The sequence below is a fragment of the Phycicoccus sp. Root101 genome, from assembly GCF_001426245.1.
Lineage (GTDB): Bacteria > Actinomycetota > Actinomycetes > Actinomycetales > Dermatophilaceae > Pedococcus.
This window is the reverse complement of record NZ_LMCM01000001.1, coordinates 441,206-466,162: the sequence shown is the minus strand read 5'-3', so window position 1 is coordinate 466,162 and position 24,957 is coordinate 441,206. Positions and strand designations below refer to the sequence as shown.

Below are 24,957 nucleotides of genomic sequence, written 5' to 3'. Positions count from 1 at the left end.
CATCCGAGGCGGTCGACCGAGTCACTCGACACAGCTGGAGCCATGGAACACCTCAATCCCCGATCGCCGTTGGTCTTCGACACCACGGACCTCGGTCGGCGACCCGGATCCATGGTGCAGGTCCAGCGGACCGTCGAGGCACCTGCCGACTTCGGCACGGAGGTCGTCGCAGTGCCCCAGGGCGCGGCGATGGAGCTCGAGCTGCGGCTCGAGTCCGTGGTCGAGGGAGTGCTCGTGACCGGCTCGGTCCACGCCACGGCAACCGGCGCCTGCGTGCGGTGCCTGGACCCGATCGCCCACGACGTGGACGGTCACTTCCAGGAGCTGTTCGCCTACGCCGACCGTGCTGCCCACCACCGCGAGGTGGGGGCGGACGACGACGAGACCGAGGAGCACAAGCTCGAGGGGGACCTGTTCGACCTCGAGTCCGTGCTCCTGGACACGGTGGTGCCTGCACTGCCGTTCCAGCCGGTGTGCCGGGAGGACTGTCCGGGTCTGTGCTCCGAGTGTGGAGTGCACCTGGCCGATGATCCCGACCACCAGCACGAAGTGATCGACCCCCGGTGGGCTGCGCTCAACGCGCTGACCGCCGACGCCAGCACCACCACCCAGAGCACCATCGAAGAGAAGAGGAACTGACGTGGCTGTCCCGAAGCGGAAGACGTCGCGCTCCAACACCCGTTCGCGTCGCGCGAACTGGAAGACGACGGCGACCACGCTGACCACGTGCCCCCAGTGCAAGGCCCAGATGCAGCCGCACATCGCGTGCCCGTCCTGTGGCACCTACAAGGGTCGTCACTACACGGTCGCCGAGCGCACCGAGCACCAGGGCTGAGTCGGTCTGACTCTCCGTTGAGCTCCACTCCGTCCCCCGTGGGGGACAGCGAGACGCAGCGGCCCGTCGACGGGTTCCTCCAGCACCTCACCGAGGTGGTGGGTGGGCCCGTCGACGAGCCGCTGCTGCTCCGTGCCCTGACCCACCGCTCGTACGCGTACGAGAACGGTGGCCTGCCCAACAACGAGCGCCTCGAGTTCCTCGGCGACTCGGTGCTGGGCCTGGTCGTCACCGACACGCTCTACACCACGCACCCTGACCTGCCCGAGGGCCAGCTCGCCAAGCTGCGCGCGGCCGTGGTCAACATGCGGGCCCTCGCCGACGTCGCCCGCACGCTGGGCCTGGGCGACCACGTCCTGCTCGGGCGCGGTGAGGAGACCACCGGCGGTCGCGACAAGGCCTCGATCCTCGCCGACACGATGGAAGCCGTCATCGGCACCGTCTACCTGTCCGCCGGCATGGACGCGGCGGCGACGCTGGTCCACCACCTGCTCGACCCGCTGATGGCCGCGAGCGCCACGCTCGGCGCCGGCCTGGACTGGAAGACGAGCCTGCAGGAGCTCTCCGCGGCGACGTCCCTCGGTGTCCCCGAGTACCGGGTCGAGGAGGAGGGCCCCGACCACGAGAAGACCTTCACCGCGCACGCGGTCGTCGCGTCCGAGGTGCTCGGCGCCGGGACCGGGCGTTCGAAGAAGGAGGCGGAGCAGAAGGCCGCCGAGCTCGCCTGGCGTGCGTTGAGCGCCAGGGCCGCCGAGGCGGAGGCCGCAGCCGCGAGGACCGCTGCGGCGAAGGCCGAGGCGGCCGGTGCCGCTGCCCGGTCAACGGCAGCCGAGGACACCGAGGCCGAGGCCGTCGCGGCCGAGGCCGCAGCCGGCTCACCCTCCTAGGCGAGCGGACGCCATACCGCCGTGCCCGAGCTGCCCGAGGTCGAGGTGGTCCGTCGCGGCCTGGCCGACCACGTCGTGGGCCGGACCATCGAGCGGGCGGAGTTCCGCGGCACCCGCGTCGCGCGCCGTCACCTGCCGGGGCCGATCGACCTCGCGGACCGGCTCGCCGGCAACCACGTCGAGCAGGCGCGGCGGCGCGGCAAGTACCTCTGGCTCGTCCTGCGCACCCCCGACGGGTCCCGCCAGGGCCTGATCGCGCACCTCGGCATGAGCGGGCAGCTGCTCGTCGAGGCGCCGGACGTCCCGGCGGAGAAGCACCTGCACGCGGTGTTCGACTTCGCCGACGAGGGTCCCCAGCTGCGGTTCGTGGACCAACGGACGTTCGGCGGTATGGCGCTGGCCGACCTCACGCCCGAGGGTGTGCCCGAGCCGGTGGCCCACATCGCCCCCGATCCGCTCGAGGAGGCGTACGACCGGGCTGCCGTGATGCGGCGGATGAAGGGCAAGGACGTGGCGGTCAAGCGCGCCCTGCTCGACCAGACGCTGGTCTCCGGTGTCGGGAACATCTACGCCGACGAGGCGCTGTGGCGCGCGCAGGTGCACGGCGAACGGCTGTGCTCCTCCCTCACCAGGCCGACGCTGGCCCGGGTCCTCGAGCACGCCCGCGAGGTGATGCTGGAGGCGCTGGGGCAGGGCGGCACGAGCTTCGACGCGTTGTACGTCAACGTCAACGGCGCCTCGGGGTACTTCGACCGCTCCTTGCACGCCTACGGGCAGGAGGGCCGTCCGTGCGACCGCTGCGGGACGCTGATCCGGCGCGAGGCCTTCATGAACCGGTCGTCGTTCTCCTGCCCGCGGTGCCAGCCGCGCCCCCGAGCGCGGCGCGGCTGACACCGGAGGTCAGCAGGGCTTGAGCGCCAGCGCGTCGTCGGAGACGACGCCGGTCCCGCCGACGGCGGTGCGCTGCGGGGACTGGAGGCGCCTGACCTCGGCGAGGATGACGGCGGGGACGCAGTCCTTGCGCGTCGGCAGCAGTGCCCGGGTGTCGCGGACGGACGAGGCCAGCGGAGCCACCGTCAGGGCATCGGCGAGGCTCGTGCCGCTGGTCAGGTAGACGTCCTGCGCCGGGACCTTCTGGTTGGTGTACCGGGAGACAGCAGCAGCGGTGGCGTAGCGGTCTGCGCCGGCGAGCCGGACGATGTGGGCCTTGGGGAGGGTGGCGCGGATGTCACGCTCCACTGCGGGGGAGACGACGCCGGTCCCCCCGACGATGTACACGAAGGAGAAGTCCCAGGACTTGATGGCGTCGCGGGTGGACCTCGGCAGAGTCTTCGCCGTGGTCAGCAGGAGCGGTGAGCCCTTGACGGGGGACTTGGTGTGCGACCCCAGTGCGCCGGCCGTGACACCGTCGGCGAGAGAGAGACCATTGGCGATGACGACGGAGCCCGGTCCCTCGTTGCCCAGGTCTGCGGCGTCGAAGTACACGTGGAACGGGATCAGCTTGACCGCGGTGGCGAACCGGTCGGCGCCGGCGATGCGCGTGACCTTGCCGTACCTGCCGACCTGGGTCGCCATGGGGGTGCTGATCGCGCCGGTGCCACCGACGACGTAGATGTCGCTCGGGTCGAGCCGGTCGAGCTCGCCGGCTACGGCGGCAGGCAGGGTGCCGTTGGGCGGGACGAGCAGGACGGGCCCGCCCAGGCTGCCGCCGGCCGGACCGGCCGCGAGGGCGTCGGCGAAGTCCGTTCCTGACGCCACGAAGACGGGCTGCCCGGTGTCGGGGAACGCGGACCGCGACACGGCGACAGCGGTCTCGTACCGGTTGGCTCCCGCGAGCCGACGCGTGGTCGCCGCGGCAGCAGCGGAGTCCGCTCCTGCTGCCGTGCCGGCCCCGGTGACCACGGCGGGAGCGGCGCGGTGCACGGCGGCCGGCGCGGCGCCGTACGCGGGAGCACCGAGCAGTGCCCCCGAGGCGACCAGGGCGCAGGCCGTGGCCGCGACGGTGGTGATGGTGGTGGTTCGACGAGTCATGGGTCCCTTCCCCCGGGCGCCCCCTGCGGGCGCCTGCGATGGGGGAGACCGTAGGGGATCCGGGCCACGAACGGGGCGCTGGCTGTGGTGGTTGCGTGCATCGGCAAGGTACAACTGTGGAGTCGGTCGACGACCGGCCCGACGAGCACGCGGGCAGGACCAGGCGAAGCGGTGGAGGTGGGGCAGATGGATCACGACGGGCCCGCGAGGGCGGTCATCTGGGTGCATGGCCGGGTGCAGGGCGTGGGCTTCCGGTGGTGGGTGCGAGCGCGCGCGTTGGAGCTCGGGCTCGTCGGGCACGCCCGCAACGCCGGCGACGGCCGGGTCGAGGTCGTGGCCCAGGGTGAGCAGGACCAGGTGCGCAGGCTGATCGCGATGCTGGAGGAGAAGCCGACCCAGCACCTGCGGCCCGGTGACGTGCAGACCTGCGTGACGTCGTTCGGGGCACCGCGCGACGGCATCGACGGGTTCGTCGAGAAGTAGCGGGCGGCGCAGGGGTGCGCCGGGCGTTCCGTCGCGATGCGCCCGGGTTCGTCCATTGACCAGCGTTGGCGAGGCTGTCACGCTGAGAGACGGCCCCCCACCGGCAGATCCCCGACGGTCGCCAGCCGTCTCCTAGGAGTCAACATGGCCAAGGCCCTGGTCGGCTACCGCGTCGCCTACGACCAGCGACTGATGCTCGAGACCCTCGAACTGCGCCGTCGTGTCGCCGACCTGGAGCACCTCGTCGACCGCCTCCAGCGGGACAACGACTCGTTGCGCGAGACCGTGCGGGAGCGAGTGAGACAGCCGGACGTCGTGGGCGCGGGCGCGCCTACGATTGCCGGGTGACCCAGCCCGATCACCTGCCCGATCACCTGCCCGACCGCCGCCCCGACGAAGGGGCGACGTCCGCCGAGCTCCTGCGCCTGCGGGCGAGCATCGACAACATCGACGCCGCCCTGATCCACCTGCTCGCCGAGCGCTTCAAGTGCACCCAGCAGGTGGGCGAGCTCAAGGCCCGTGAGGGTATGCCGCCCGCGGACCCCGCGCGCGAGGAGGCCCAGATCGCGCGGTTGCGGGACCTCGCCGACACCGCCGGGCTGGACCCGACGTTCGCGGAGAAGTTCCTGGGCTTCGTCATCGCCGAGGTCATCCACCACCACGAGGCGATCGCCAAGTCCTGACCTGCCGCCGTGCTGGTCGCCGGCCCGCTCCTCGGGCCGCCCGCTGAGCCGCCCCTGCCCGCCACTGAGCCGCCCCATGCCGCCACTGGCGTCACACCCGCCCCACGGTGCACAGGCAACGCAGGGACGCGGCACGTGCCGGGAGACGGGCGCCCCCCGCGGGTAGGGTGACTGCGATCCAGACGCTGCCCCGCCACCTCACCCAGGAGCCGACCCGCTCGTGTACGTCAAGAGCCTGACCCTGAAGGGCTTCAAGTCCTTCGCCTCGGCGACCACGATGCGCCTCGAGCCCGGCATCACGTGCATCGTCGGCCCCAACGGCTCCGGCAAGTCCAACGTCGTCGACGCCCTCGCCTGGGTCATGGGGGAGCAGGGGGCCAAGAGCCTGCGGGGCGGCAAGATGGAGGACGTCATCTTCGCCGGCACCGCCGGCCGTGCGCCGCTCGGTCGCGCCGAGGTGGCCCTGACCATCGACAACACCGACGGCGCCCTGCCTATCGACTACACCGAGGTCACCATCGCGCGGACGATGTTCCGCAACGGTGGCTCGGAGTACGCCATCAACGGCACGTCCTGCCGCCTGCTCGACGTCCAGGAGCTGTTGTCCGACAGCGGCATCGGCCGCGAGATGCACGTCATCGTCGGCCAGGGCCAGCTCGACGCGGTGCTGCGCGCGACCCCCGAGGAGCGCCGCGGCTTCATCGAGGAGGCAGCCGGCGTCCTCAAGCACCGCAAGCGCAAGGAGAAGGCGCTGCGCAAGCTCGAGTCGATGGAGGCCAACCTCACCCGCGTCAACGACCTGACCGGTGAGATCCGTCGCCAGCTCGGCCCGCTCGGCCGCCAGGCCGAGGCGGCCCGTCGGGCCGCCGGCATCCAGGCCGACGCCCGGGACGCGCGACTGCGCCTGCTGGCCGACGACCTCGTCCAGCTCACCTCGACGCTCGAGCAGGAGGTCGCCGACGAGTCGGCCCTCATCGCCAAGCGCACCGAGGTCGAGGAGGGCCTGACCACGCTGCGCAGCCGCCTCGCCACCCTCGAGCAGCAGGCGCAGGACGCTGCGCCCGAGCTGGCGAAGGCGCAGGAGCGGTGGTTCGCCCTGCAGCAGCTGCGCGACAAGCTCGCCTCCACCGAGTCGCTCGCCTCCGAACGCGTCCGCTTGCTGTCCCAGGACAGCCAGGACGAGCAGACCACCGGTCGCGACCCCGACGAGCTCAAGGCCCAGGCCGCCGAGGCGCGCAAGCAGGAGGAGGCGCTGCTCGCCGACGTCCGCGAGGCCGCCAATGCCCTCGAGGCCGCGATCGCCGAGCGCACCGCGGCCGAGCAGGCGTATGCCGCGGAGCAGCAGCGCCTCCAGCGCCTGGTCCGTGCCGCGGCCGACCGCCGGGAGGGTCTGGCCAAGCTGGCCGGCCAGGTCGGCGCCCGCCGCAGCCGGATCGAGGCGGGCGAGGCCGAGATCGGTCGCCTGCGCGGCATCGTCGAGCAGTCGCAGGAGCGGGCAGCCGCCGCCGAGCGCGAGTTCACCCAGCTCGAGGCCTCGGTCGCCGTGGACGAGGAGGGCGAGGAGGGCCTGGACTCCGCCTACGAGAAGGCCGCGGCCGCCCTCGAGACGCTCGAGGCCGAGGTCGAGAAGCACAAGGAGGCCGAGCGCACCGCCGAGCGCGACCGCACCACGGCCGCCGCCCGGCTCGAGGCCCTGGAGCTGAGCCTGTCGCGCAAGGACGGCGCGGCCACGTTGCTCGCCGCCGCAGACTCCCAGCACGGCATCGTCGGCTCCGTCGCCTCACTCCTGCAGGTCAAGGGGGGCCACGAGGCGGCCGTAGCCGCAGCCCTCGGCTGGGCCGGTGACGCGCTCGCCGTCGAGTCGGTCGACCACGCGGCCCGCGCCCTGCTCACGCTGCGCGCCGACGACGCCGGCCGCGCCGCGTTCCTCGTGGGCCAGACCGCGACCTCGAGCGACCCCTCCACCTGGCCGGCGCTCGAGGGCTCGGCGGTGTGGGCTCGTGAGGTCGTCGAGGCGCCGGCGACGGTCCGCCCGGCCGTGGAGCAGCTGCTCGACCGGGTCGCCCTCGTCGACGACCCCGCCCTCGCGGCAGCCCTCGTGGCCGGGGGCGAGGGGGTCACCGCGGTGACCGCCGACGGTGACGTGTTCGCCCCCGGGTTCGTCCGCGGTGGCAGCAGCCACGCCCCGAGCCTGATCGAGATCCAGTCGGCGGTCGACGAGACCCGTGACCGGGTCGCCGACGCGACGCGACGCGGCGAGCAGGCCAGGTTCGCCCTCACGAGCGCCCTGGAGCGCCACCGGGACGCGGCCGCCGACGTCGAGGTGGCCCTGGACGCGCTGCACGACTCCGACGCGAAGATGGCCGCCGTGGCCGAACGGCTCGGTCAGCTCGGAGCCACCGTCCGGGCTGCCAGGGCCGAGGCCGAGCGCACCGAGCGCAGCATCGCAACGGCGACCGAGGCTCTCGAGGCCGACCGGGTCGAGCTCGCGGCCCTGTCCGAGCGGCTCGACGAGGCCAGCGCAGAGCCCACCGAGGCCCAGGACCCCAGCACCGACGAGCGCGACCGACTCGAGGCGCTCGCCAGCCGCGGCCGCGCCACCGAGACCGAGCTGCGCCTCACGCTGCGCACCAAGGAGGAGCGGGCCCGGGCCCTCAAGGGGCGCGCGGAGTCCCTCGAGGGGGCAGCGCGCAACGAGCTCGCCGCCCGCCAGCGCCTCGCGGCCCGCCAGGAGCGCCGCAAGCGCGAGGCCACGGTCGCCGAGGCGGTCCGTCGCGGCGCGGCATACGCCGTCTCGCTCGTGGCCACCACCCTCGACACCGCTGCCCGGCAGCGGGCCCTGGCCGAGACCGCCCGCACGGAGCGCGACCAGGCGCTCGCCCAGGTGCGGCGCGAGGTGAGCGCCCTGCAGGACGAGCTGCGCGAGCTCACCGACACCGTGCACCGCGACGAGGTCGCCCGTACCCAGCAGCGGCTGCGGATCGAGGCCATGCAGGCCAAGGCCGTCGAGGAGCTGGGCATGGACCCGGCCGTCCTCATGGAGGACTTCGGGCCGCACCAGCTGGTGCCCCACGTGCCCGGCCCGGACGACGACCAGGACGCGCTGCCGGAGCCGGCGCCCTACGTGCGCGAGGTCCAGGAGAAGCGGCTGCGCAAGGCTGAGCGCGGGCTCAGCGCACTCGGGCGGGTCAACCCTCTCGCGCTCGAGGAGTTCGCGGCGCTCGAGGAGCGCCACAAGTTCCTGACCGACCAGCTCGAGGACCTCAAGAAGTCCAAGCGCGACCTGCTCGACATCGTCAAGGAGGTCGACGAGCGCGTGGAGCGCGTCTTCACCGAGGCGTTCCACGACACGGCCGCCCAGTTCGAGGGCGTCTTCAGCCGGCTGTTCCCCGGGGGCGAGGGCAAGCTGACCCTCACCGACCCGTCCAACATGCTCACGACGGGCATCGAGGTCGAGGCCCGTCCGCCCGGCAAGAAGATCAAGCGGCTCTCGCTGCTCTCCGGCGGCGAGCGGTCGCTCGTGGCGGTCGCCCTGCTGGTCTCCATCTTCAAGGCGCGGCCCAGCCCCTTCTACATCATGGACGAGGTGGAGGCGGCGCTCGACGACGCCAACCTCGGGCGCCTCATCACCCTCTTCGAGGAGCTGCGCGACTCCAGCCAGCTCATCGTCATCACCCACCAGAAGCGCACCATGGAGGTGGCCGACGCGTTGTACGGCGTGTCGATGCGTGGTGACGGTGTGACCACTGTGGTCTCGCAGCGGATCCGCGACGTCGCCGCGCAGAGCGCCTGAGGCTGCGTCCGGCCCGACTGCTGCGCCGCAGGTCACCTCGCGTGTCGCGGGTGAGCGACCGGCACGACCGGTCGTCCCACGGCGGGGTGTCGATTTGGCCGGGGGTGCTGGGCAGGGCACTCTGGACCCATGGTGCCGTTGATCATCGGGATGCTGTTGTGCGTCGGACTGGCCCTGGCCGTCGTCGCCGTCGTGGCCGTCCCCGCCCGCCGGGAGGGCCGTGACCTGCTCAGCCCCCAGGGCGAGGAGATCGTGGCCGCGGTGAAGGAGAAGACCGCGGACACCCTCGAGTCCACCATCGAGAAGACCGGTGACGTCATCAGCGCCACCAAGGACAAGGTAGGCGACACCGTGCAGCGCGACCCGTCCGAGGACTCCGGGCGTCACCGCCGCGCGAGCTGAGACGCCCCAGCACGCTGAACGCACCGCGCAGGCCGTCCCGTTCCGGGGTGGCCTTCCTTGCGCCTTTCCGGGGCGGCCTGCATCGTGCCTCTCCGCAGCACGCGTTAACCGAACGTCCGATGACGGTCCTCAACTGAACAGTCCATGACAGATGTCATGGTTCGTTCGTCGTCGCCGGTCCGATGCTGTGGCGGGGCCCGATCGGGCCCTGTTCTGCGTCGGAGGAGACACACACAATGGCATCCCTATCCCCCCGAGCCCGGCGGCTGGTCGCTGCGGGTGCCGGGATCGCCCTGGTGGCCGGTGGATCCGCCGGTTTCCTCGGTCGGCACGAGCTCAACGAGGCCTGGCTCAAGTACCAGTGGCGCGACAAGCACTACAACGCCGCCGTGATGGAGAAGGCGCTCATGATCGCCGGGGGCAACCCCGCCGAGGCGCAGAACGAGTCCAAGGAAGCCGTCACCATCGCGGAGCAGTTCCAGCAGGCGCGCACCGCACCCGGCATCGTCGCCCCCGGGGCGTACGGCTCGGCCTACACCCAGCTGCAGTCGCTCCCGAAGACGGCGGGCACGTGGCACGAGGTCACCAAGGTGCCCTACGACGCCGACGACCCGCGCTACCGCGACTGGAACTCCAACTCCTCCGGCGGAGCCGGCAAGGTCACGGGTCGCGTCACCGGCCTCGCGGCCGACTCCAGCGACCACGTGTATGCCGCGGGCGCGGACGGCGGCGTGTGGCGTTCCTCCGCAGGTGGTGGCGCCTGGACCCCCATCGCGGACAGCCTCCCGTCCCTGAGCGGTGGTGACCTGCAGCTCGCCGGTGACAGCTCGCTCTGGTACGCCACGGGCGAGGCGAACACGGGTGGCACGTCCTACGTGGGCGCCGGTGTCTACCGCCTCGCGAACCCCTCCTCGGGCAGCTTCGCCCCCACCGACCGGGTCGGTGGCAAGGAGCTCGAGTCGACGACGATCGGCCGTATCCGCTTCGGTGGCGGCACGAACGTCTTCGCGGCGACCAACCGAGGCATCTGGTACCACGCCGCCGGCAGCAAGGCCGGGGCGTGGACGTTCGGGTTCGCCCCGAACATGTCCTGGATGCCGGAGATCAAGGACGACGCTGGCACCGTGCTCGTCCCGGCCGGGTCGGACTGGAAGGGCAACACGTCCTCGGGGGCCACCAACGCGGCATACAAGAACATCGTCAACGACATCGCCGTCGACCCCAAGAACCCCAAGCACGTCATCGCGGCCATCGGCTGGCGCTCGGGTGACACCTACAACGGGTTCTACGAGACGAACGACTTCACCGCGGGCCCGTCGAGCTGGCACAAGCTCTCGGTGACGCTTGGGAGCATCACCAACAGCAGCGACGTGGGCTACACGACCTTCGCCTTCAGCAAGGACGGCAGCCGGCTCTACGCCGAGGTGCAGCAGCCCAGCAAGATCAACACCGCGTCCTCGCTGGCCGGCATCTTCGTCTCCAAGTCGGGCTCGCCGAGCGGACCGTGGAACAAGATCGCCGACGCGGCGCAGCTGCACAACAGCGGTTCCGCGCTGGACCGCAAGGGATACGCCGTCGGTGTGCAGGCCTGGTACAACCAGTTCCTGCAGGTCGACCCCGCGAACCGTGACCACGTCTGGGCCGGGCTCGAGGAGGTCTTCGAGACCAAGGACGCCGGGTCGCACTGGTCTGCCGTCTCGCCCTACTGGAACTTCACGTTCCCCTGCTGGAGCCTGTCCGACGCCTCCAACACCTGCCCCCTCGCCGGTCACCCCGACCAGCACTCGGTCACGGTGGGCACCAAGGCCGGGAAGCCGTTCGTCTTCTTCGGCAACGACGGCGGCGTCTACCGCCGCCCGGTCAACGGCACGGTCAACGCCAACGGCAACGCCACGGACCTCGAGTCCACGACGGCCGACGGCACGATGGACGCCCTGCAGTACTACTCGGTCTCGGTCGGCAAGGACGCCAAGAACGGCGGCGTCGTCGTCTCCGGCGGCCTGCAGGACAACGGCGTGTCCAACCTGTTCGCGGTCAAGCCCGACGGCAGCAACGGCGACACCAAGATGGGGTCGAACTTCGGTGGCGACGGTGGCGACGGTGCGGCCGACCCGCGCCAGGGCTGCAACCAGCTGCAGGAGTACACCAACCTCGCGGTGAAGATCACCAACAACTGTGCGCTCAACCCGGGTGCCCAGTCCGAGGCCGAGGCCACGTCCTACTCCCTGGACCCCGGTGACCCGCTGCCGCGGTTCATCGCGCCGATCTCCCTGGACTCGGGCAACCCGGACCACTTCATCTTCGGTGGCGAGTTCGTCTACACCGGGATGAAGGGCTGGACGGCGACGCGCAGCGCCGCCGACCTGACGAAGGCGTTCGACCTCGGTGCCGGTCACTCGGCCACCGCCGTGTCGATGCACAACGGGGTCTCGTACGTCTCCTGGTGCGGGCCGTGCAACAACGCGGGCTTCGCCCGTGGCATCGCGACCAACGCCGGTGGCACGTGGCACCAGCTCACGCTGGCGTCGAGCTTCCCGAACCGCTTCGTCCAGGGCCTGGCCATCGACCCGACCAACACCCAGCACGCGTATGCCGCGATCAACGGCTTCTCGCGCCGGTTCACCGAGGGTCCGGGCGCCGGCGTGGGCCACCTGTACGAGACCAGGGACGGGGGAGCGTCGTGGACCGACACGAGCGCGAACCTGCCCGACGTCCCGGCGAGCAGCGTCAAGCAGCTCGCGAACGGTGCGACGGTCCTCGGCACCGACCTGGCCGCCTTCTACCGGGCACCGGGGGCGACGAGCTGGCAGCAGCTGGGCTCCGGCCTGCCGCTGACGGTGGTCATGGACCTGGAGTCCGGGCCGGACGGCAACCTCTACGCCGCGACCCACGGTCGAGGCATCTGGAGCATCCCGACGCCGTAGTCTTCGCAATCCAGTGCGTGGTCGAGGTGGGCGGTCCGGGGCAACCCGGCCCGCCCACCTCGACGTCACGGTGTCGAGGACCGGTGCCGAATCGTGGTCGACGGCCGTGATGGGGGAGGATGGCGCGCGTGATTGATCAGCTGTGGGAATGGATCGCCATCGCCGTCGGGATCTTCGTCGTCCTCGGGGGTGTGCTGCTCGGGCTCGTGCGCGGCCGGAGCGGCCGGGGTGGGAGCACCAAGGAGGCGCCTCGACCGGCGCCACGCACCGACACGAGCGAGGTGCTGCCGGGGGTCGGTGACGACGCCAGCGACCCGCGCGACGCCCCGAAGCGCTCGGTCGAGAACGTCGGTGGCGGCGTGGACACGCTGCCCGCACCGGACACCCTGCCCGAGCCCGCGCCGGCTCCCGGCGTCGAGCGCCCGGACTCCGCCCAGGGCCGCCTGACCCGCCTGCGGGCCCGCCTGTCCCGTTCCAACTCCGCGCTCGGCCAGGGCCTGCTCGCCCTGCTCTCCCGGGGACGCCTCGACGAGGCCGCCTGGGAGGAGGTCGAGGACACCCTCATCGCCTCCGACCTCGGCGTCGAGGCGACGACCGAGCTCGTCGACAGCCTGCGTGCCCGGGTCAAGGTCGAGGGCACGACGGACGAGGCCACCGTCCGTGGCTGGCTCCGTGAGGACCTGCTGCGTCTCGTGGACCCGGGCCTCGACCGCTCGGTCGCGAGCAGCCGGGTGGGGGAGCGACCGGCCGTGGTCCTCGTCGTGGGCGTCAACGGCACGGGCAAGACCACCACCGTCGGCAAGCTCGCCCGCGTCCTCGTCGCCGAGGACAAGGACGTCGTGCTGGGTGCCGCCGACACCTTCCGCGCCGCCGCCGCCGACCAGCTCGAGACCTGGGGTGCCCGCGTGGGTGTTCCCACCGTCCGCTCCGACCGCGACGGCGCCGACCCGGCAGCGGTCGCCTTCGACGCGGTGAAGGCCGGCATGGAGATGGAGGCCGACGTGGTCCTCGTCGACACCGCCGGTCGCCTGCACAACAAGGTCGGCCTCATGGACGAGCTCGGCAAGGTCAAGCGGGTCATCGAGAAGCAGAGCCCGATCGACGAGGTGCTGCTCGTCCTGGACGCGACCACCGGCCAGAACGGACTGCGCCAGGCCGAGGTGTTCGCCCAGGTCGTCGACGTCACCGGCATCGTCCTCACCAAGCTCGACGGCACGGCCAAGGGCGGCATCGTCGTCTCGGTGCAGCGCAAGCTCGGCGTGCCGGTGAAGCTCGTCGGCCTCGGCGAGGGCCCTGACGACCTGGCGCCCTTCGACCCTGAGGCGTTCGTCGACGCGCTGCTCGACTGACGGTGCCCACCCCGGGACCGCGTCGGCTGCTGGCCGCTGCCCTGCTCACCGCCGTGGCCATCGGTATGGCGTCCGCCTCCGCCCGCTCGGCCGTCGCCTTCACCGGTGCGGCCGTCGCCTTCACCGGTGCGAACGTCGCCTCGGCGGGCGCGGCCGTCGCCACCGATGGCGGCTTCCAGATCCTCGACGACCGGGTCGCCGAGTCCTCGGGGCTGGCCCTGAGCCGTGCCCACCCGCACACCGTCTGGACCACCAACGACTCCGGCGACTCGGCCCGGATCTTCGCGGTCGACACCAGGACCGGGCGGACGACGGGGGTCCACACCTTCGGGGCTCCCGTCACCGACGTCGAGGCGCTGGCCATCACGCCCACGGGTCGCATGCTGGTCGCCGACATCGGTGACAACGCCAGGAGCCGTGACGTGGTCCGCATCTTCTGGTTCGACGAGCCGGCCCTCGGTGACACGAACGGGTCCTGGGCGTCGTGGGAGCTGTCCTACCCCGACGGTCCGCACGACGCCGAGTCGGTCGCGGTCGACCCGCGCACCGGACGTGTCCTGGTCGTCACCAAGAGTGCCGACGGCGCCGTCTACGCGCTCCCCGAGAAGCCCAGCCGTCGGGGCGTCAACCGCCTCGAACGGGTGGCGGACGCGCCGCCCACGGCCACTGACGCGGTGTTCCTGGCCGACGGGTCGGCGCTGGCCGTGCGGACCTACACCCAGCTCGTGCTGCTCGACCCGACCTCGTGGCGCCCCCTCGTGTCGTCGGCGCTGCCGCTGATGCGCCAGGGAGAGACGGTGGCGCTGGCCCCCGACGGCGCCGGCCTCCTGGTCGGGAGCGAGGGCGAGCAGTCGCCGGTGCGCCGGGTCGCCGTCCCCGCGTTGGCGGCGCCGACCCCGTCCTCGACGAGGACCTCATCGACGACCACACCGTCCTCACCGGCACCCGCCCCTACCGCCTCGGCGGAAACCCGGTCGGCGCGGACCGGCAGCTCCGCCGCGTCGCCGGAGGCGGACCGCACCCAGCTGGTCGCGGGACTCTCCGCCGCCGCCGGGCTCGTCCTCCTCGCCCTGCTCGCCACGTGGGTCTCCCGACGCGCCCAACGCCGCTGACCAGCCAGCGCTGCACACCCCTGAGGCAGAACCGCGCGAGTTTGAAGCGTTCCGGGCGCTAGGGCGCGCCCAACGCTTCAAACTCGCCGGGGGGAGGCCGGCTGGAGACCACCGCCCCGCGGCATACCCTGTGGGCGTGGAACCGGGGGTCGTGCGTCTGGGTGCCGCCGCGAAGTCGTGGCGGGCCGTCGTCGTCCTCGGGCTCACCGTCATGTTCTGCGCCGGCTCGCTCGTCGGGGACGACCACTGGTGGCCGTTCAGCCCGTGGCGGATGTTCTCGACGTCCCAGGCAGCGACCGGGTCGGTCATCTCCACGGGGATCGAGGTGCAGACCGCGAACGCCCCCGGGACGTGGGTGCCGGCACCGCTCACGCCGGAGAACACCGGGCTCAACCGCGCCGAGATCGAGGGGCGGATCCCGCAGATCACCGCCGACCCGCAACGGCTCGGCACCCTGGCCCGCAGCCACGCCGAGCTGCGACCGGGTGCCCCTGAGTGGACCGCGCTGCGCGTCGTGCGGCGCCAGATCGTCGTCGTCGACCGCAAGCCGACCGGCGAGGTCCGCACCAGCGTCCTCGCGCAGTGGGAGGCGAGGTGACCCGCCTGGGGGCGTGGTTGTTCACGCCGATGCCGTTGGCGCGGGTCGCGGTCCTGCGGCTGCTCGTCTTCGCGTTCGTCGTCGTCGACGTCCTCGGCCTGCACACCTCGGGCTGGTACCACGGGTGGGCCGACCCCGTCTGGTACGAGCCGCTGGTCATGGGCAAGGCGCTGCACCTGCCTGCCGCCACCGTCCTGCTCGTGCAGACGCTCAAGTGGGGCTGCGTCGCCGCGGCGCTCGCGGCAATGACCGGCCGGGCTCCCCGCCTCCTCGGGTGGACCGTCGCCGTCGGCTGGGTCTGGTACCAGTACGTCGCCTTCTCCTACGGCAAGGTCGACCACGACCGGGCGGACTTCGTCGTGGCGCTCGCCCTCCTGCCGACCGTGGGGCTGGCGCACCTGTCCGACCGGCGGCGCAGCGAGGCCGCAGGGTTCGCCCTGCGGGCCATCCAGCTCGCGGCGGTCGCGACCTACTTCCTGTCGGCGTGGGCCAAGATCCGCTTCGGCGGCTGGGACTGGGTCAACTCCGCCACGATGGTCCGGGCCGTGGTGCGACGGGGCACCCCGGTGGCGCAATGGCTGCTCGAGGTGCCGTGGACGCTGCACGCCTTCCAGTGGGTGCTGTTCGCCGCCGAGCTCACTGCCCCGGTCATCTTCCTGCTCACCGAGCGCTGGCGCCGCCGGGTGGTGGCGGGGTGGTTCGTGTTCCACGCGATGACGTATGCCGCGATCACGATCGCGTTCTGGCCGCACCTGGTGATGATGCTCGCGTTCCTGCCCCTCGAGAGGGGTGCCGCCTGGCTCCGTGGCCGCTGGGCGCGTCAGCGACCGACCCGGGCCGGTCAGGAGCGGCAGGAGGTGCGCGCGTGAGCCGTGGCTCCTGGTGGGCGGGGGCTAGGGTCGGTCCATGGACGTGAGCGACCACCGCCAGGCCTTCCTCGAGTCGGTCCGCATCTCCCGCGACCTGGCCGGCTCGGACCTCGTGCGCGCTGCGTGGGGGCAGGAGAGCGCATGCGCAGGCATGAGCGTCGGTGGTCTGGCCCACCACCTGCTCAACCAGGGCGTCACCATCGCCAAGGGGCTGTCGTCCCCGGCCCAGGGCGAGACGATCGCCGTCCTGGAGCACTACCGACGGGCACCGTGGGTGGCCGCGTCCCGAGCAGGGCAGAGCGACCCCGAACAGAACGTGCGGGACGACGAGGCGGCGCTCGCGGGTCCTGATGCGGTCCTCGCCGGGGCAGCGGCCCACACCGACGCGGTGGCCGACCTGCTGGCCCGGCCGCGCGACCCCGACACCATCTTCATCCCCTGGCAGGGGTGGTCGCTGACGACGGACGACTTCCTGACGACGCGCATGATGGAGATGCTCGTGCACGCCGACGACCTCGCAGCCAGCGTCGGGACCGAGACCCCGACCTTCCCGGAGGGGGCTGTCGTGCCCGTCGTCGGGCTCCTGGCCGCCGTCGCGGCCGACCGCCACGGCGCGACGGCTGTCGTCCGGGCCCTGAGCCGTCCGCAGCGGGCACCGTCGTCGGTCTCGGCGTTCTGACCCCTCCACCATCCGAGACGATGACCCGCCCTTTACCTGATGCTTACCGATGTGAGGATCCGCTAACACAGCCGTAACACAGCGCGGCCTTCCTCGAAATCCCGCACCGGCATGGTTCTCCGCATGAGCGCTACTACCTTCGTGACGGCCGACGTGCCGTTCACCGACAGCGGGAACACCGCCTGGGTCCTTGCTGCGGCGGCCCTGGTGCTGTTCATGACACCGGGCCTGGCCCTCTTCTACGGAGGCATGGTTCGGACCAAGAGCGTGCTGAACATGATGATGATGAGCTTCATCACCATGGGCACGGTCGGCACTGTGTGGATCCTCTGGGGTTACAGCGAGACCTTCGGCCCGGACCTGGGCGGCGGACTGCTGGGCAACCCCTTCACCCACTTCGGACTGAAGGGAATTCTCGACCAGATCTACGGCTACGTCCCCGCGGACGCCGCCGCCGGCACCGCCGCCGCGGGCGGCATCCCCGCCCCGGCCTTCGTGGCCTTCCAGGTCGTCTTCGCCATCATCGCGGTGGCCCTGGTCTCCGGCGCGATCGCCGACCGGGCCAAGTTCACGGCCTGGACGGTCTTCACCGTCGTGTGGTCGACGCTGGTCTACTTCCCGGCCGCCCACTGGGTGTTCGCGTTCAGCGGTTACGCCGCCGACACGGGTGGCTGGATCGCCAACAAGGCTGACGGGCTGCTGTTCGGCGGCGCCGCGGCCTACGACTTCGCGGGTGGAACCGCGATCCACATCAACGCCGGTGCGGCAGGCCTGGCCCTGGCCATCGTGCTCGGCAAGCGCATCGGGTTCGCCAAGGAACCCATGCGTCCGCACAACCTGACGCTGGTCATGATCGGTGCCGGCATCCTGTGGTTCGGCTGGTTCGGCTTCAACGCCGGTTCCGCCCTCGGCGCGGGTACGCAGGCCGCCGGTGTCTGGGTCAACACCCTCGCCGCCACCTGCACGGCGATGCTCGGCTGGCTGGTCGTGGAGAAGTTCCGCGACGGTCACCCGACCTCGCTCGGCGCCGCCTCCGGTGTGGTCGCCGGCCTGGTCGCCATCACCCCGGCCTGCGCCACGGTCTCCCCGATCGGTGCGCTCATCGTCGGTCTCGTCGCCGGTGCCGGGTGCGCCCTCGCGGTCGGCCTGAAGTTCCGGTTCGGCTTCGACGACAGCCTCGACGTCGTGGGTGTCCACCTCGTCGGCGGCCTCATCGGCACCCTGCTCATCGGCCTGCTGGCCACCAAGGGCAGCCCGACCGGCGCCGCCGGCCTGGACGTCAACGAGGGCCTCTTCTACGGCGGCGGGTTCTCCCAGCTCGGCGCCCAGGCGCTCGGTGCCTTCGTGGTCCTCGTGTTCTCGTTCGTCATGACCTACCTGATCGGGCTGGCCATCCACAAGACCATGGGCTTCCGCGTCGACGAGACCCAGGAGTCCCAGGGTGTCGACCTGTCCGAGCACGCTGAGAGCGCCTACGACCTGAGCGGCCTGTCGGGTGGACGGTTCGGCTCGTCCGGAGCAATCTCGACCACGGCGCCCACCGCCAAGACCCACGAGGGAGCAAAGGCATGAAGCTCGTCACCGCCATCATCAAGCCCCACCAGCTCGACGAGGTGAAGGAGGCCCTGGAGGCCTACGGAATCTCCGGCATGACCGTCAGCGAGGCGTCCGGCTACGGCCGCCAGCGTGGCCACAGCGAGGTCTACCGCGGTGCGGAGTACACCGTCGACTTCGTGCCGAAGGTGCGGGTCGAGGTGCTCGTCGACGACATCGACGCCAGCTCGGTCGCCGAGGTCATCCTCAAGTCGGCCCAGACGGGTCGGATCGGCGACGGCAAGATCTGGACCATCCCGGTCGAGGACGTCGTCCGGGTCCGCACCGGCGAGCGCGGCGTCGACGCCCTCTGACCCAGTCGAGCCCGCCTGACCACACCCCTGACGCTCCGGCCCCCGACGGAGCACCCACCGGCCGACACCCGGGACGATCCCCCCGTCCCGGGTGTCGGCCTGTGACGTGCCGACGCGCTAACACAGCCGTAACACGCGTGCGCACTGCGCGAAATGACGAAAGGGCACAGTGACTGCCATGACGATCGAGCAGACCGACCTGGCGGCTCGCCGCCTGGACCTGGCCGGCGCCCGGGGCTTCGACGCCCCCGGTGCGGGGCAGGCGCGCCGTGACGCCATCGCCGCCCTGACCCGCGACTGGCTCACGACGGTGTGGCAGGAGGCCCTCGGGTCGCGCCGGCCCGAAGGGGTGGCACTGGCCGCCGTGGGCAGCCTCGCCCGGGGTGACGCAGGACCCCTGAGCGACGTCGACCTCGTCCTGCTCCACTACGGCCGCTCCCTGTCGGGGGAGGACCTGCGTGGCCTGGCCGACCGCATCTGGTACCCCGTCTGGGATGCAGGGGTCCGCCTGGACCACTCGGTCCGCACCGTCAACCAGTGCCGCACCGTGGCATCGGGCGACCTCACGGCTGCCGTGGGGCTGCTCGACCTGCAGTGCGTCGCGGGTGATGTCGAGGTCGTCACCGCAGCGCGGTCCACGGTGGCGCACGACTGGCGCGCGAACGCCCGGCGCCGCCTGCCGCAGCTCATCGAGGGCCTGCGCGCGCGGCACTCCCGCCACGGTGACCTCGCCCAGAGCCTGGAGGCGGACCTCAAGGAGGCGCACGGCGGGTTGCGGGACATGACGGTCCTCAACGCGCTCGTCGCAGCCTGGCTCACCGACCGCCCACACGAGACCGTCGACGAGGCGCACCGCGTGCTGCTCGACGTGCGCGATGCCGTGCACGTGGTGACCGGCAAGGGCCGTGACCGACTCACCCGTGAGGACCACGACGCGGTCGCGGCCCTCCTCGGGCACTCCGACGCGGACGACATGCTCACCTCGGTCGCGACCGCCGGGCGCACGATCGCCTACGCCCTCGACGGCACGGTACGGCGCGCTGGACAGTCCCAGCGCGCGCGCACCCTGCGCGTCGGTCCCCGCCGCCCGCAGCTCAACCCGCTCGGGTTCGGGATGTTCGAGCACGACGGCGAGGTCGTCCTCGGTCCGCGCAGCACCCTGTCCACCGACCCGCTCCTGCCGCTGCGCGCGGCCGTCGTCGCTGCGCGCAACAACCTGCCCATCGCCCCGACCACCCTGGCCAACCTCGCCGGCCAGCCGCCGCGGCTCGAGGAGCCCTGGCCGGAGATCGCGCGCGACCTGTTCGCGGACCTGCTCGCCACCGGACCCGGACTCATCGGCGTCTGGGAGGGCCTGGACCAGGCGGGCATCATCGACCGCTGGCTGCCCGAGTGGGCGGCCGTGCGCTCCCGCCCGCAGCGCAGCGCGGTGCACCGCCACACGGTCGACCGCCACCTCATCGAGACCGTCGTCATCGCCGGTGGGCTCGTCCGGGGGGTGAGCCGCGCCGACCTGCTGCTGCTGGCCGCGCTGCTGCACGACATCGGCAAGGTGCCCGGCGCCCACGACCACTCCGCGACCGGCGCCCCGCTGGCCCGGGCCATCGCCATCCGGCTGGGCTACCCGCCGGCCGACGTCGACGTCGTGACGACCCTCGTGCGCGAGCACCTCACGTTGATCGACCTCGCCACCCGTCGCGACCACCAGGACCCCGGCACGGTCACCGCGGCCCGCCAGGCGGTCGGTGGGGCGCGGGAGGTCTTCGACCTGCTGGTCGCCCTCACCGAGGCGGACGCCTCGGCCGCCGGGCCGCAGGCCTGGACCGACTGGCGCGCCACCCTGCTGCGCCAGCTCGCCGACGCCGCCCGGACCGGGTGGGAGGAAGGAACCATGCCACCGCCCGCCGAGGGCACCACCGTGGATGCTGCGGACCTCGAGTCCGTCGCCGCGGGGGAGCCGCGCGTCATCGTCCGCCCCCAGGGCGGTTCCTACCGCATCGACGTCTTCGACCGGGACCGGCTGGGACTGTTCGCCGACACCGCGGGCCTGCTCGCGGCATACGGGCTCGTCGTCCGCACGGCCATCCTGCGGACGGTCGACGGGGTGGCGGCCAACGAGTGGCACGTGGAGAGCCCGAGCACCGAACCCCCGGACGAGCAGCGCATCGTCCGCGGGCTGGAGCGTCTCGCCCAGGGTGACCGGGGCCCGCTGGGGCTGCTCGACCGCCGCCGCCAGTTCGCGGCGCGACCGAGCGCGGAAGCGGGGACCGGGTCACCCGGGCAGGCGCGCGCCCTCGTGGTGCCGCACGCCTCGGAGGAGGCGACCGTGATCGAGGTGCGGGCCCAGGACCGTCCAGGCTTGCTGCACGAGCTCGGTATGGGGTTCGCGAAGGCCGGTCTGTCCGTGCGGTCCGCGCACATCGCCACCTACGCCGGGCAGACGCTCGACACGTTCTACGTCACCGAGTTCGGTGGGCGCCTGCTGCCGCCGGCCAAGGTGGCCCAGACCGTGGCGATGGTCATCGACATCTGCGACGGCGCGACCACCGGCTCGTGAGGTTGCTGGTGGTCGTGTCGGTGCGGCCCGGTTCGACCGATTAGTCTGAGGGCCGTGTTCACGTCACTTTCCGACCGCCTGACCGCCACCTTCAAGAACCTCCGGGGCAAGGGGCGGCTGTCCGAGTCCGATGTCAACGCCACCGTGCGCGACATCCGGCTCGCCCTGCTCGACGCCGACGTCTCGCTGCCCGTGGTGAAGCAGTTCACCTCCGCGGTCCGCGACCGGGCGCTCGGCTCGGAGGTCTCCGGGGCGCTCAACCCCGGCCAGCAGGTCGTCAAGATCGTCAACGAGGAGCTCGTCGGCATCCTCGGCGGGCAGACGCGGACGATCCAGTTCGCCAAGAACCCGCCCACCGTCATCATGCTCGCGGGTCTGCAAGGCGCCGGTAAGACCACCCTTGCGGGCAAGCTGGCGCGCTGGCTCAAGGAGCAGGGACACACCCCGATCCTCGTCGCCGCCGACCTCCAGCGCCCGAACGCCGTGACCCAGCTCGAGGTGGTCGGAGAGCGGGCAGGTGTCCCGGTCTACGCGCCCGAGCGCGGCAACATCGGTGGCCACGACGCGGTCGGCCCGACGGGGGAGGGCACCCGTTCCTTCGGTGACCCGGTCGGGGTGTCCCGCGCCGGCATCGAGCACGCCCGCCGCAACCAGCACGACGTCGTCATCGTCGACACCGCCGGACGCCTCGCCGTCGACGCGAACCTCATGCAGCAGGCCGCCGACATCCGCTCGGCCATCTCGCCCGACGAGGTGCTCTTCGTCATCGACGCGATGATCGGCCAAGCCGCCGTCGACACCGCGCTCGCGTTCCAGGAGGGCGTCGACTTCACCGGCGTCGTCCTGTCCAAGCTCGACGGTGACGCGCGTGGTGGCGCCGCGCTGTCGGTCGCGTCGGTCACCGGTCGCCCGATCATGTTCGCCAGCACCGGCGAGGGCGTGAAGGACTTCGAGGTCTTCCACCCCGACCGGATGGCCTCGCGCATCCTCGACATGGGTGACGTGCTCACCCTCATCGAGCAGGCGGAGAAGGCGTTCGACGCCCGCCAGCAGGCGGAGATGCAGCGCAAGTTCCTCGCCGAGGAGGACTTCACCTTCGACGACTTCCTCGACCAGATGGCCGCCCTGAAGAAGATGGGTGGCCTGAAGTCGATGCTCGGCATGATGCCGGGCATGGGCCAGATGAAGGCCCAGCTGGACAACCTCGACCCGCGGGAGTTCGACCGCATCGAGGCGATGGTCCGATCGATGACGCCGTTCGAGCGCACCCACTCCAAGCAGATCAACGGGTCGCGCCGCCTGCGCATCGCCAAGGGCTCGGGGGTCGAGGTGTCCGAGGTCAACGGCCTGCTCGAGCGCTTCACCGAGGCGCAGAAGATGATGAAGCAGCTCGCCCGCGGCGGTGGCATCCCCGGCATGCCGGGCATCCCGGGTATGGGTGGCGGCGCCGGCAAGCGCGGCAAGCAGCAGCCCCAGCGCAAGAAGTCCAAGTCCGGCAACCCGGCCAAGCGGGCCGCCGAGGAGCGTGCCGCCGCGGAGAAGTCCACGGCGCCGCGGACCGGAGGCGGCGCTGCCTTCGGCGCCGGTGCGACCGGTGGGGCGCCCGCCGACATGGACCCGAGCCAGCTGCCCGCAGGCTTCGAGAAGTTCCTCGGCCGGTGAGCGACGGCGCGCAGCCGTCTGGGCGCGGGCCGTCGCTGCACACCCTGTCGGTCGGCACCGCCGGGCCGCGGGTGGCGTTCCTGCACGGCTTGTTCGGCCAGGGCCGCAACTGGTCACAGATCGCCAAGGCCCTCGCCGGGCCCGGCGGCGACGGCGCCCGTTCGACGCTGGTCGACCTGCCCGACCACGGGCGCTCCCCGTGGACGGAGGAGTTCTCGTTCACGGCCTACGCCGATGCTGTGGCGGCGACCCTGCGCGGCATCGACGCGGACGCGCGCTGGATGGTCGTCGGGCACTCGCTCGGCGGCAAGACCGCGATGCTGCTCGCCCTCCGGCACCCGGAGCTCGTCGCGCGCCTCGTCGTCGTCGACATCGCGCCGAAGTCCTACGGCAGCCTCGACCGGTTCAGCGGCTACATCGCCGAGATGGAACGCCTGCCGCTGGACGACCTGACCAGCCGGGGTGACGCCGAGGCGCGGTTCGAGGAGCCGAACCGTGGCGTCAAGGCGTTCCTCATGCAGAACCTGCGGCGCGACGGCGACACCTGGCACTGGCAGGCCAACCTCGGGCTCTTCTCGGCAGACGCAGCCAAGGGGACGGGTTCGGTCATCGCCGGCTGGCCGGACGCGGCCGCCGACCTGGCGCCGTACGACGGCCCGGTGCTCTGGATCGCCGGGTCCGAGTCCGAGTACATCCGTGACGAGGACCTGCCCGCGATGCAGGCCCTCTTCCCGAAGGTGCGACAGCTGACGGTCAAGGGTGCCTCCCACTGGGTGCACACGGACGCCCCCGAGGTGGTCGTGGAGGCGCTGCGCCGGTTCGTGCGTCCGCTCGCCGAGACCTCCTGACCGTCGGTCCACCTCCTGTACCCGGACGCGGCCTGCTCCCGCGAGATCGCGGCCGCCCGTCGCTAGGGTCGTTCCATGGCAACGGTGCTGCACCTGCAGGGTGAGATCCTCGTCGGCCCGGAGGACGTCCGGCCCGAGGCGTGGGTGGTCGGTGGACGGCTGACCTTCGAGCGGCCGACGGGAGCCGGTGGCGACGTCCAGACCCTGCGTGGCTGGGTGCTGCCGGGGCTCGTGGATGCGCACTGCCACGTCGGCCTCGACGCCCACGGGGCGGTGGACGACGCGACCGCGGAGGCGCAGGCGCTCGCCGACCGGGAGGCCGGCACGCTGCTCATCCGTGATGCCGGGTCGCCGGCGGACACCCGGTGGGTCGACCAGCGCGACGACCTCCCCAAGGTCATCCGCGCCGGCCGTCACATCGCCCGCACCCGCCGCTACATCCGCAACTTCGCCCACGAGATCGAGCCCGACCAGCTCGTCGAACGCGTCCGGCTCGAGGCGAAGGCGGGCGACGGGTGGGTCAAGCTCGTCGGCGACTGGATCGACCGCGACACCGGTGACCTGTCGACCTGCTGGCCGGTCGACGTCCTCAGCGACGCGATCGCGGCCGCCCACGAGGAGGGGGCGCGGGTGACGGCGCACTGCTTCGGTGAGGCCTCGCTCTACGACTTCGCCGCCGCGGGCACCGACTGCATCGAGCACGCCACCGGGCTCGAGCCCGAGACCATCGCGCAGTTCGCCGAGCAGCAGATCGCCATCGTGCCCACGCTGGTCAACATCGCGACCTTCCCCGCGATCGCGGAGCCGGCCATGGAGAAGTACCCCGCCTACCACCAGCGGATGCTGGCCCTGCACGGTCGCCGCTACGCCACCATCGGTGCCGCCCGCGACGCCGGCATCCCGATCTACCTCGGCACCGACGCCGGCGGCTCCCTGCGCCACGGGCTCGTCGCCGACGAGGCGCACGAGCTCACCAAGGCGGGGCTGAGCAACGCAGAGGCCCTGCATGCCGCCACGTGGGGCGCGCGCGCCTGGCTGGGTCGCCCCGGGCTGGAGGAGGGGGCGGACGCCGACCTCGTCGTCTACGCCACCGACCCGCGCCGCGAGATCCGGGCCCTGGCCGCGCCGGAGCACATCGTGCTGCGCGGCACCGAGGTCTGACCCCGGCACACCCCCGACTCAGCCCCGGGCACACCGCCAGGGCGCGCGCGGTGAGCAGGACCTGTCGCCATCCGTCCGCGATGGCGACAGCTTTGCGCTCACCGAGACGGTGATGGCGCGCGGCCCACCGCTGCGGGGTGGGTGACCCGTCCCGAAAGGCGCGGTATCACCACATCC

The 24,957-nt window shown here is 72.1% G+C and carries 22 protein-coding genes; 21 read left to right on the top strand and 1 reads right to left on the bottom strand.

Going from position 1 to position 24,957, the window contains the following annotated elements:
* Positions 1-42 precede the first annotated feature (42 nt).
* The 4 genes from ASC58_RS02115 to mutM are packed head-to-tail and all read left to right on the top strand — an operon-like array spanning position 43 to position 2,613.
* On the top strand, positions 43-639 hold the full coding sequence (locus ASC58_RS02115; protein WP_056915170.1) for a DUF177 domain-containing protein: 597 nt from the start codon (positions 43-45) through the stop codon (positions 637-639).
* A gap of 1 nt (position 640) precedes the next feature.
* Positions 641-835 (top strand): 50S ribosomal protein L32, encoded by a 195-nt coding sequence (gene rpmF / locus ASC58_RS02110; RefSeq protein WP_056915169.1) that lies wholly within the window; start codon positions 641-643, stop codon positions 833-835.
* A 38-nt stretch (positions 836-873) separates the two neighbouring features.
* Positions 874-1,722 carry a ribonuclease III gene (gene rnc / locus ASC58_RS02105; RefSeq protein ID WP_056915168.1) on the top strand — a complete coding sequence of 283 codons (849 nt, stop codon included), beginning with the start codon at positions 874-876 and terminating at the stop codon, positions 1,720-1,722.
* Between the two features lie 21 nt (positions 1,723-1,743).
* On the top strand, positions 1,744-2,613 hold the full coding sequence (gene mutM / locus ASC58_RS02100; protein ID WP_056918214.1) for a bifunctional DNA-formamidopyrimidine glycosylase/DNA-(apurinic or apyrimidinic site) lyase: 870 nt from the start codon (positions 1,744-1,746) through the stop codon (positions 2,611-2,613).
* A 9-nt stretch (positions 2,614-2,622) separates the two neighbouring features.
* On the opposite strand, the gene ASC58_RS02095 is transcribed toward mutM, so the two are convergent.
* Complete coding sequence (locus ASC58_RS02095) at positions 2,623-3,753, bottom strand: cell wall-binding repeat-containing protein (protein ID WP_056918213.1); 1,131 nt, start codon at positions 3,751-3,753, stop codon at positions 2,623-2,625.
* Positions 3,754-3,939: 186 nt separating this feature from the next.
* Between ASC58_RS02095 and ASC58_RS02090 the strand changes: the two genes are divergently transcribed.
* The 17 genes from ASC58_RS02090 to ASC58_RS02010 all read left to right on the top strand — a co-directional run bounded on the left by ASC58_RS02090 (position 3,940) and on the right by ASC58_RS02010 (position 24,780).
* Positions 3,940-4,236, top strand: a complete 297-nt coding sequence (locus ASC58_RS02090) for an acylphosphatase (RefSeq protein ID WP_056915165.1) — start codon at positions 3,940-3,942, stop codon at positions 4,234-4,236.
* A gap of 144 nt (positions 4,237-4,380) precedes the next feature.
* Entirely contained in the window at positions 4,381-4,584 is a 204-nt protein-coding gene (locus tag ASC58_RS02085) for a hypothetical protein (protein ID WP_056915164.1), read from the top strand.
* A gap of 26 nt (positions 4,585-4,610) precedes the next feature.
* Positions 4,611-4,919 carry a chorismate mutase gene (locus ASC58_RS02080; protein WP_200947721.1) on the top strand — a complete coding sequence of 103 codons (309 nt, stop codon included), beginning with the start codon at positions 4,611-4,613 and terminating at the stop codon, positions 4,917-4,919.
* 220 nt (positions 4,920-5,139) lie between these two features.
* Positions 5,140-8,712 (top strand): chromosome segregation protein SMC, encoded by a 3,573-nt coding sequence (gene smc, locus ASC58_RS02075; RefSeq protein ID WP_056918212.1) that lies wholly within the window; start codon positions 5,140-5,142, stop codon positions 8,710-8,712.
* Positions 8,713-8,841: 129 nt separating this feature from the next.
* Positions 8,842-9,114 (top strand): hypothetical protein, encoded by a 273-nt coding sequence (locus tag ASC58_RS02070; protein WP_056918211.1) that lies wholly within the window; start codon positions 8,842-8,844, stop codon positions 9,112-9,114.
* A gap of 236 nt (positions 9,115-9,350) precedes the next feature.
* On the top strand, positions 9,351-12,038 hold the full coding sequence (locus ASC58_RS02065; protein WP_056918210.1) for a hypothetical protein: 2,688 nt from the start codon (positions 9,351-9,353) through the stop codon (positions 12,036-12,038).
* 119 nt (positions 12,039-12,157) lie between these two features.
* Positions 12,158-13,387: a signal recognition particle-docking protein FtsY gene (ftsY, locus tag ASC58_RS02060; RefSeq protein ID WP_056918209.1), complete on the top strand. Its 1,230-nt coding sequence runs from the start codon at positions 12,158-12,160 to the stop codon at positions 13,385-13,387.
* Between the two features lie 2 nt (positions 13,388-13,389).
* A complete protein-coding gene (locus ASC58_RS02055) occupies positions 13,390-14,499 on the top strand; it encodes a hypothetical protein (RefSeq protein ID WP_056918208.1) in 1,110 nt (369 codons plus the stop codon).
* Between the two features lie 136 nt (positions 14,500-14,635).
* Positions 14,636-15,097, top strand: a complete 462-nt coding sequence (locus ASC58_RS02050) for a hypothetical protein (protein ID WP_157598332.1) — start codon at positions 14,636-14,638, stop codon at positions 15,095-15,097.
* Positions 15,094-15,966, top strand: a complete 873-nt coding sequence (locus ASC58_RS02045) for an HTTM domain-containing protein (RefSeq protein ID WP_157581371.1) — start codon at positions 15,094-15,096, stop codon at positions 15,964-15,966. The genes ASC58_RS02050 and ASC58_RS02045 overlap by 4 nt, the downstream gene beginning before the upstream one ends.
* A 37-nt stretch (positions 15,967-16,003) precedes the next feature.
* A complete protein-coding gene (locus ASC58_RS02040) occupies positions 16,004-16,645 on the top strand; it encodes a maleylpyruvate isomerase N-terminal domain-containing protein (protein ID WP_056918206.1) in 642 nt (213 codons plus the stop codon).
* A 123-nt stretch (positions 16,646-16,768) separates the two neighbouring features.
* On the top strand, positions 16,769-18,217 hold the full coding sequence (locus ASC58_RS02035) for an ammonium transporter (RefSeq protein WP_056915155.1): 1,449 nt from the start codon (positions 16,769-16,771) through the stop codon (positions 18,215-18,217).
* Entirely contained in the window at positions 18,214-18,552 is a 339-nt protein-coding gene (locus tag ASC58_RS02030) for a P-II family nitrogen regulator (RefSeq protein ID WP_056915154.1), read from the top strand. Before ASC58_RS02035 ends, ASC58_RS02030 begins: the two co-directional genes overlap by 4 nt.
* 178 nt (positions 18,553-18,730) lie before the next feature.
* Positions 18,731-21,109 (top strand): [protein-PII] uridylyltransferase, encoded by a 2,379-nt coding sequence (locus ASC58_RS02025; protein WP_056918205.1) that lies wholly within the window; start codon positions 18,731-18,733, stop codon positions 21,107-21,109.
* A gap of 54 nt (positions 21,110-21,163) precedes the next feature.
* Positions 21,164-22,771: a signal recognition particle protein gene (gene ffh, locus ASC58_RS02020; RefSeq protein ID WP_056915153.1), complete on the top strand. Its 1,608-nt coding sequence runs from the start codon at positions 21,164-21,166 to the stop codon at positions 22,769-22,771.
* A complete protein-coding gene (locus ASC58_RS02015; RefSeq protein WP_056915152.1) occupies positions 22,768-23,619 on the top strand; it encodes an alpha/beta fold hydrolase in 852 nt (283 codons plus the stop codon). The genes ffh and ASC58_RS02015 overlap by 4 nt, the downstream gene beginning before the upstream one ends.
* A gap of 75 nt (positions 23,620-23,694) precedes the next feature.
* Positions 23,695-24,780, top strand: coding sequence for an amidohydrolase family protein (locus ASC58_RS02010; RefSeq protein WP_056918204.1), 1,086 nt, complete (start codon positions 23,695-23,697; stop codon positions 24,778-24,780).
* Positions 24,781-24,957: the final 177 nt, after the last annotated feature.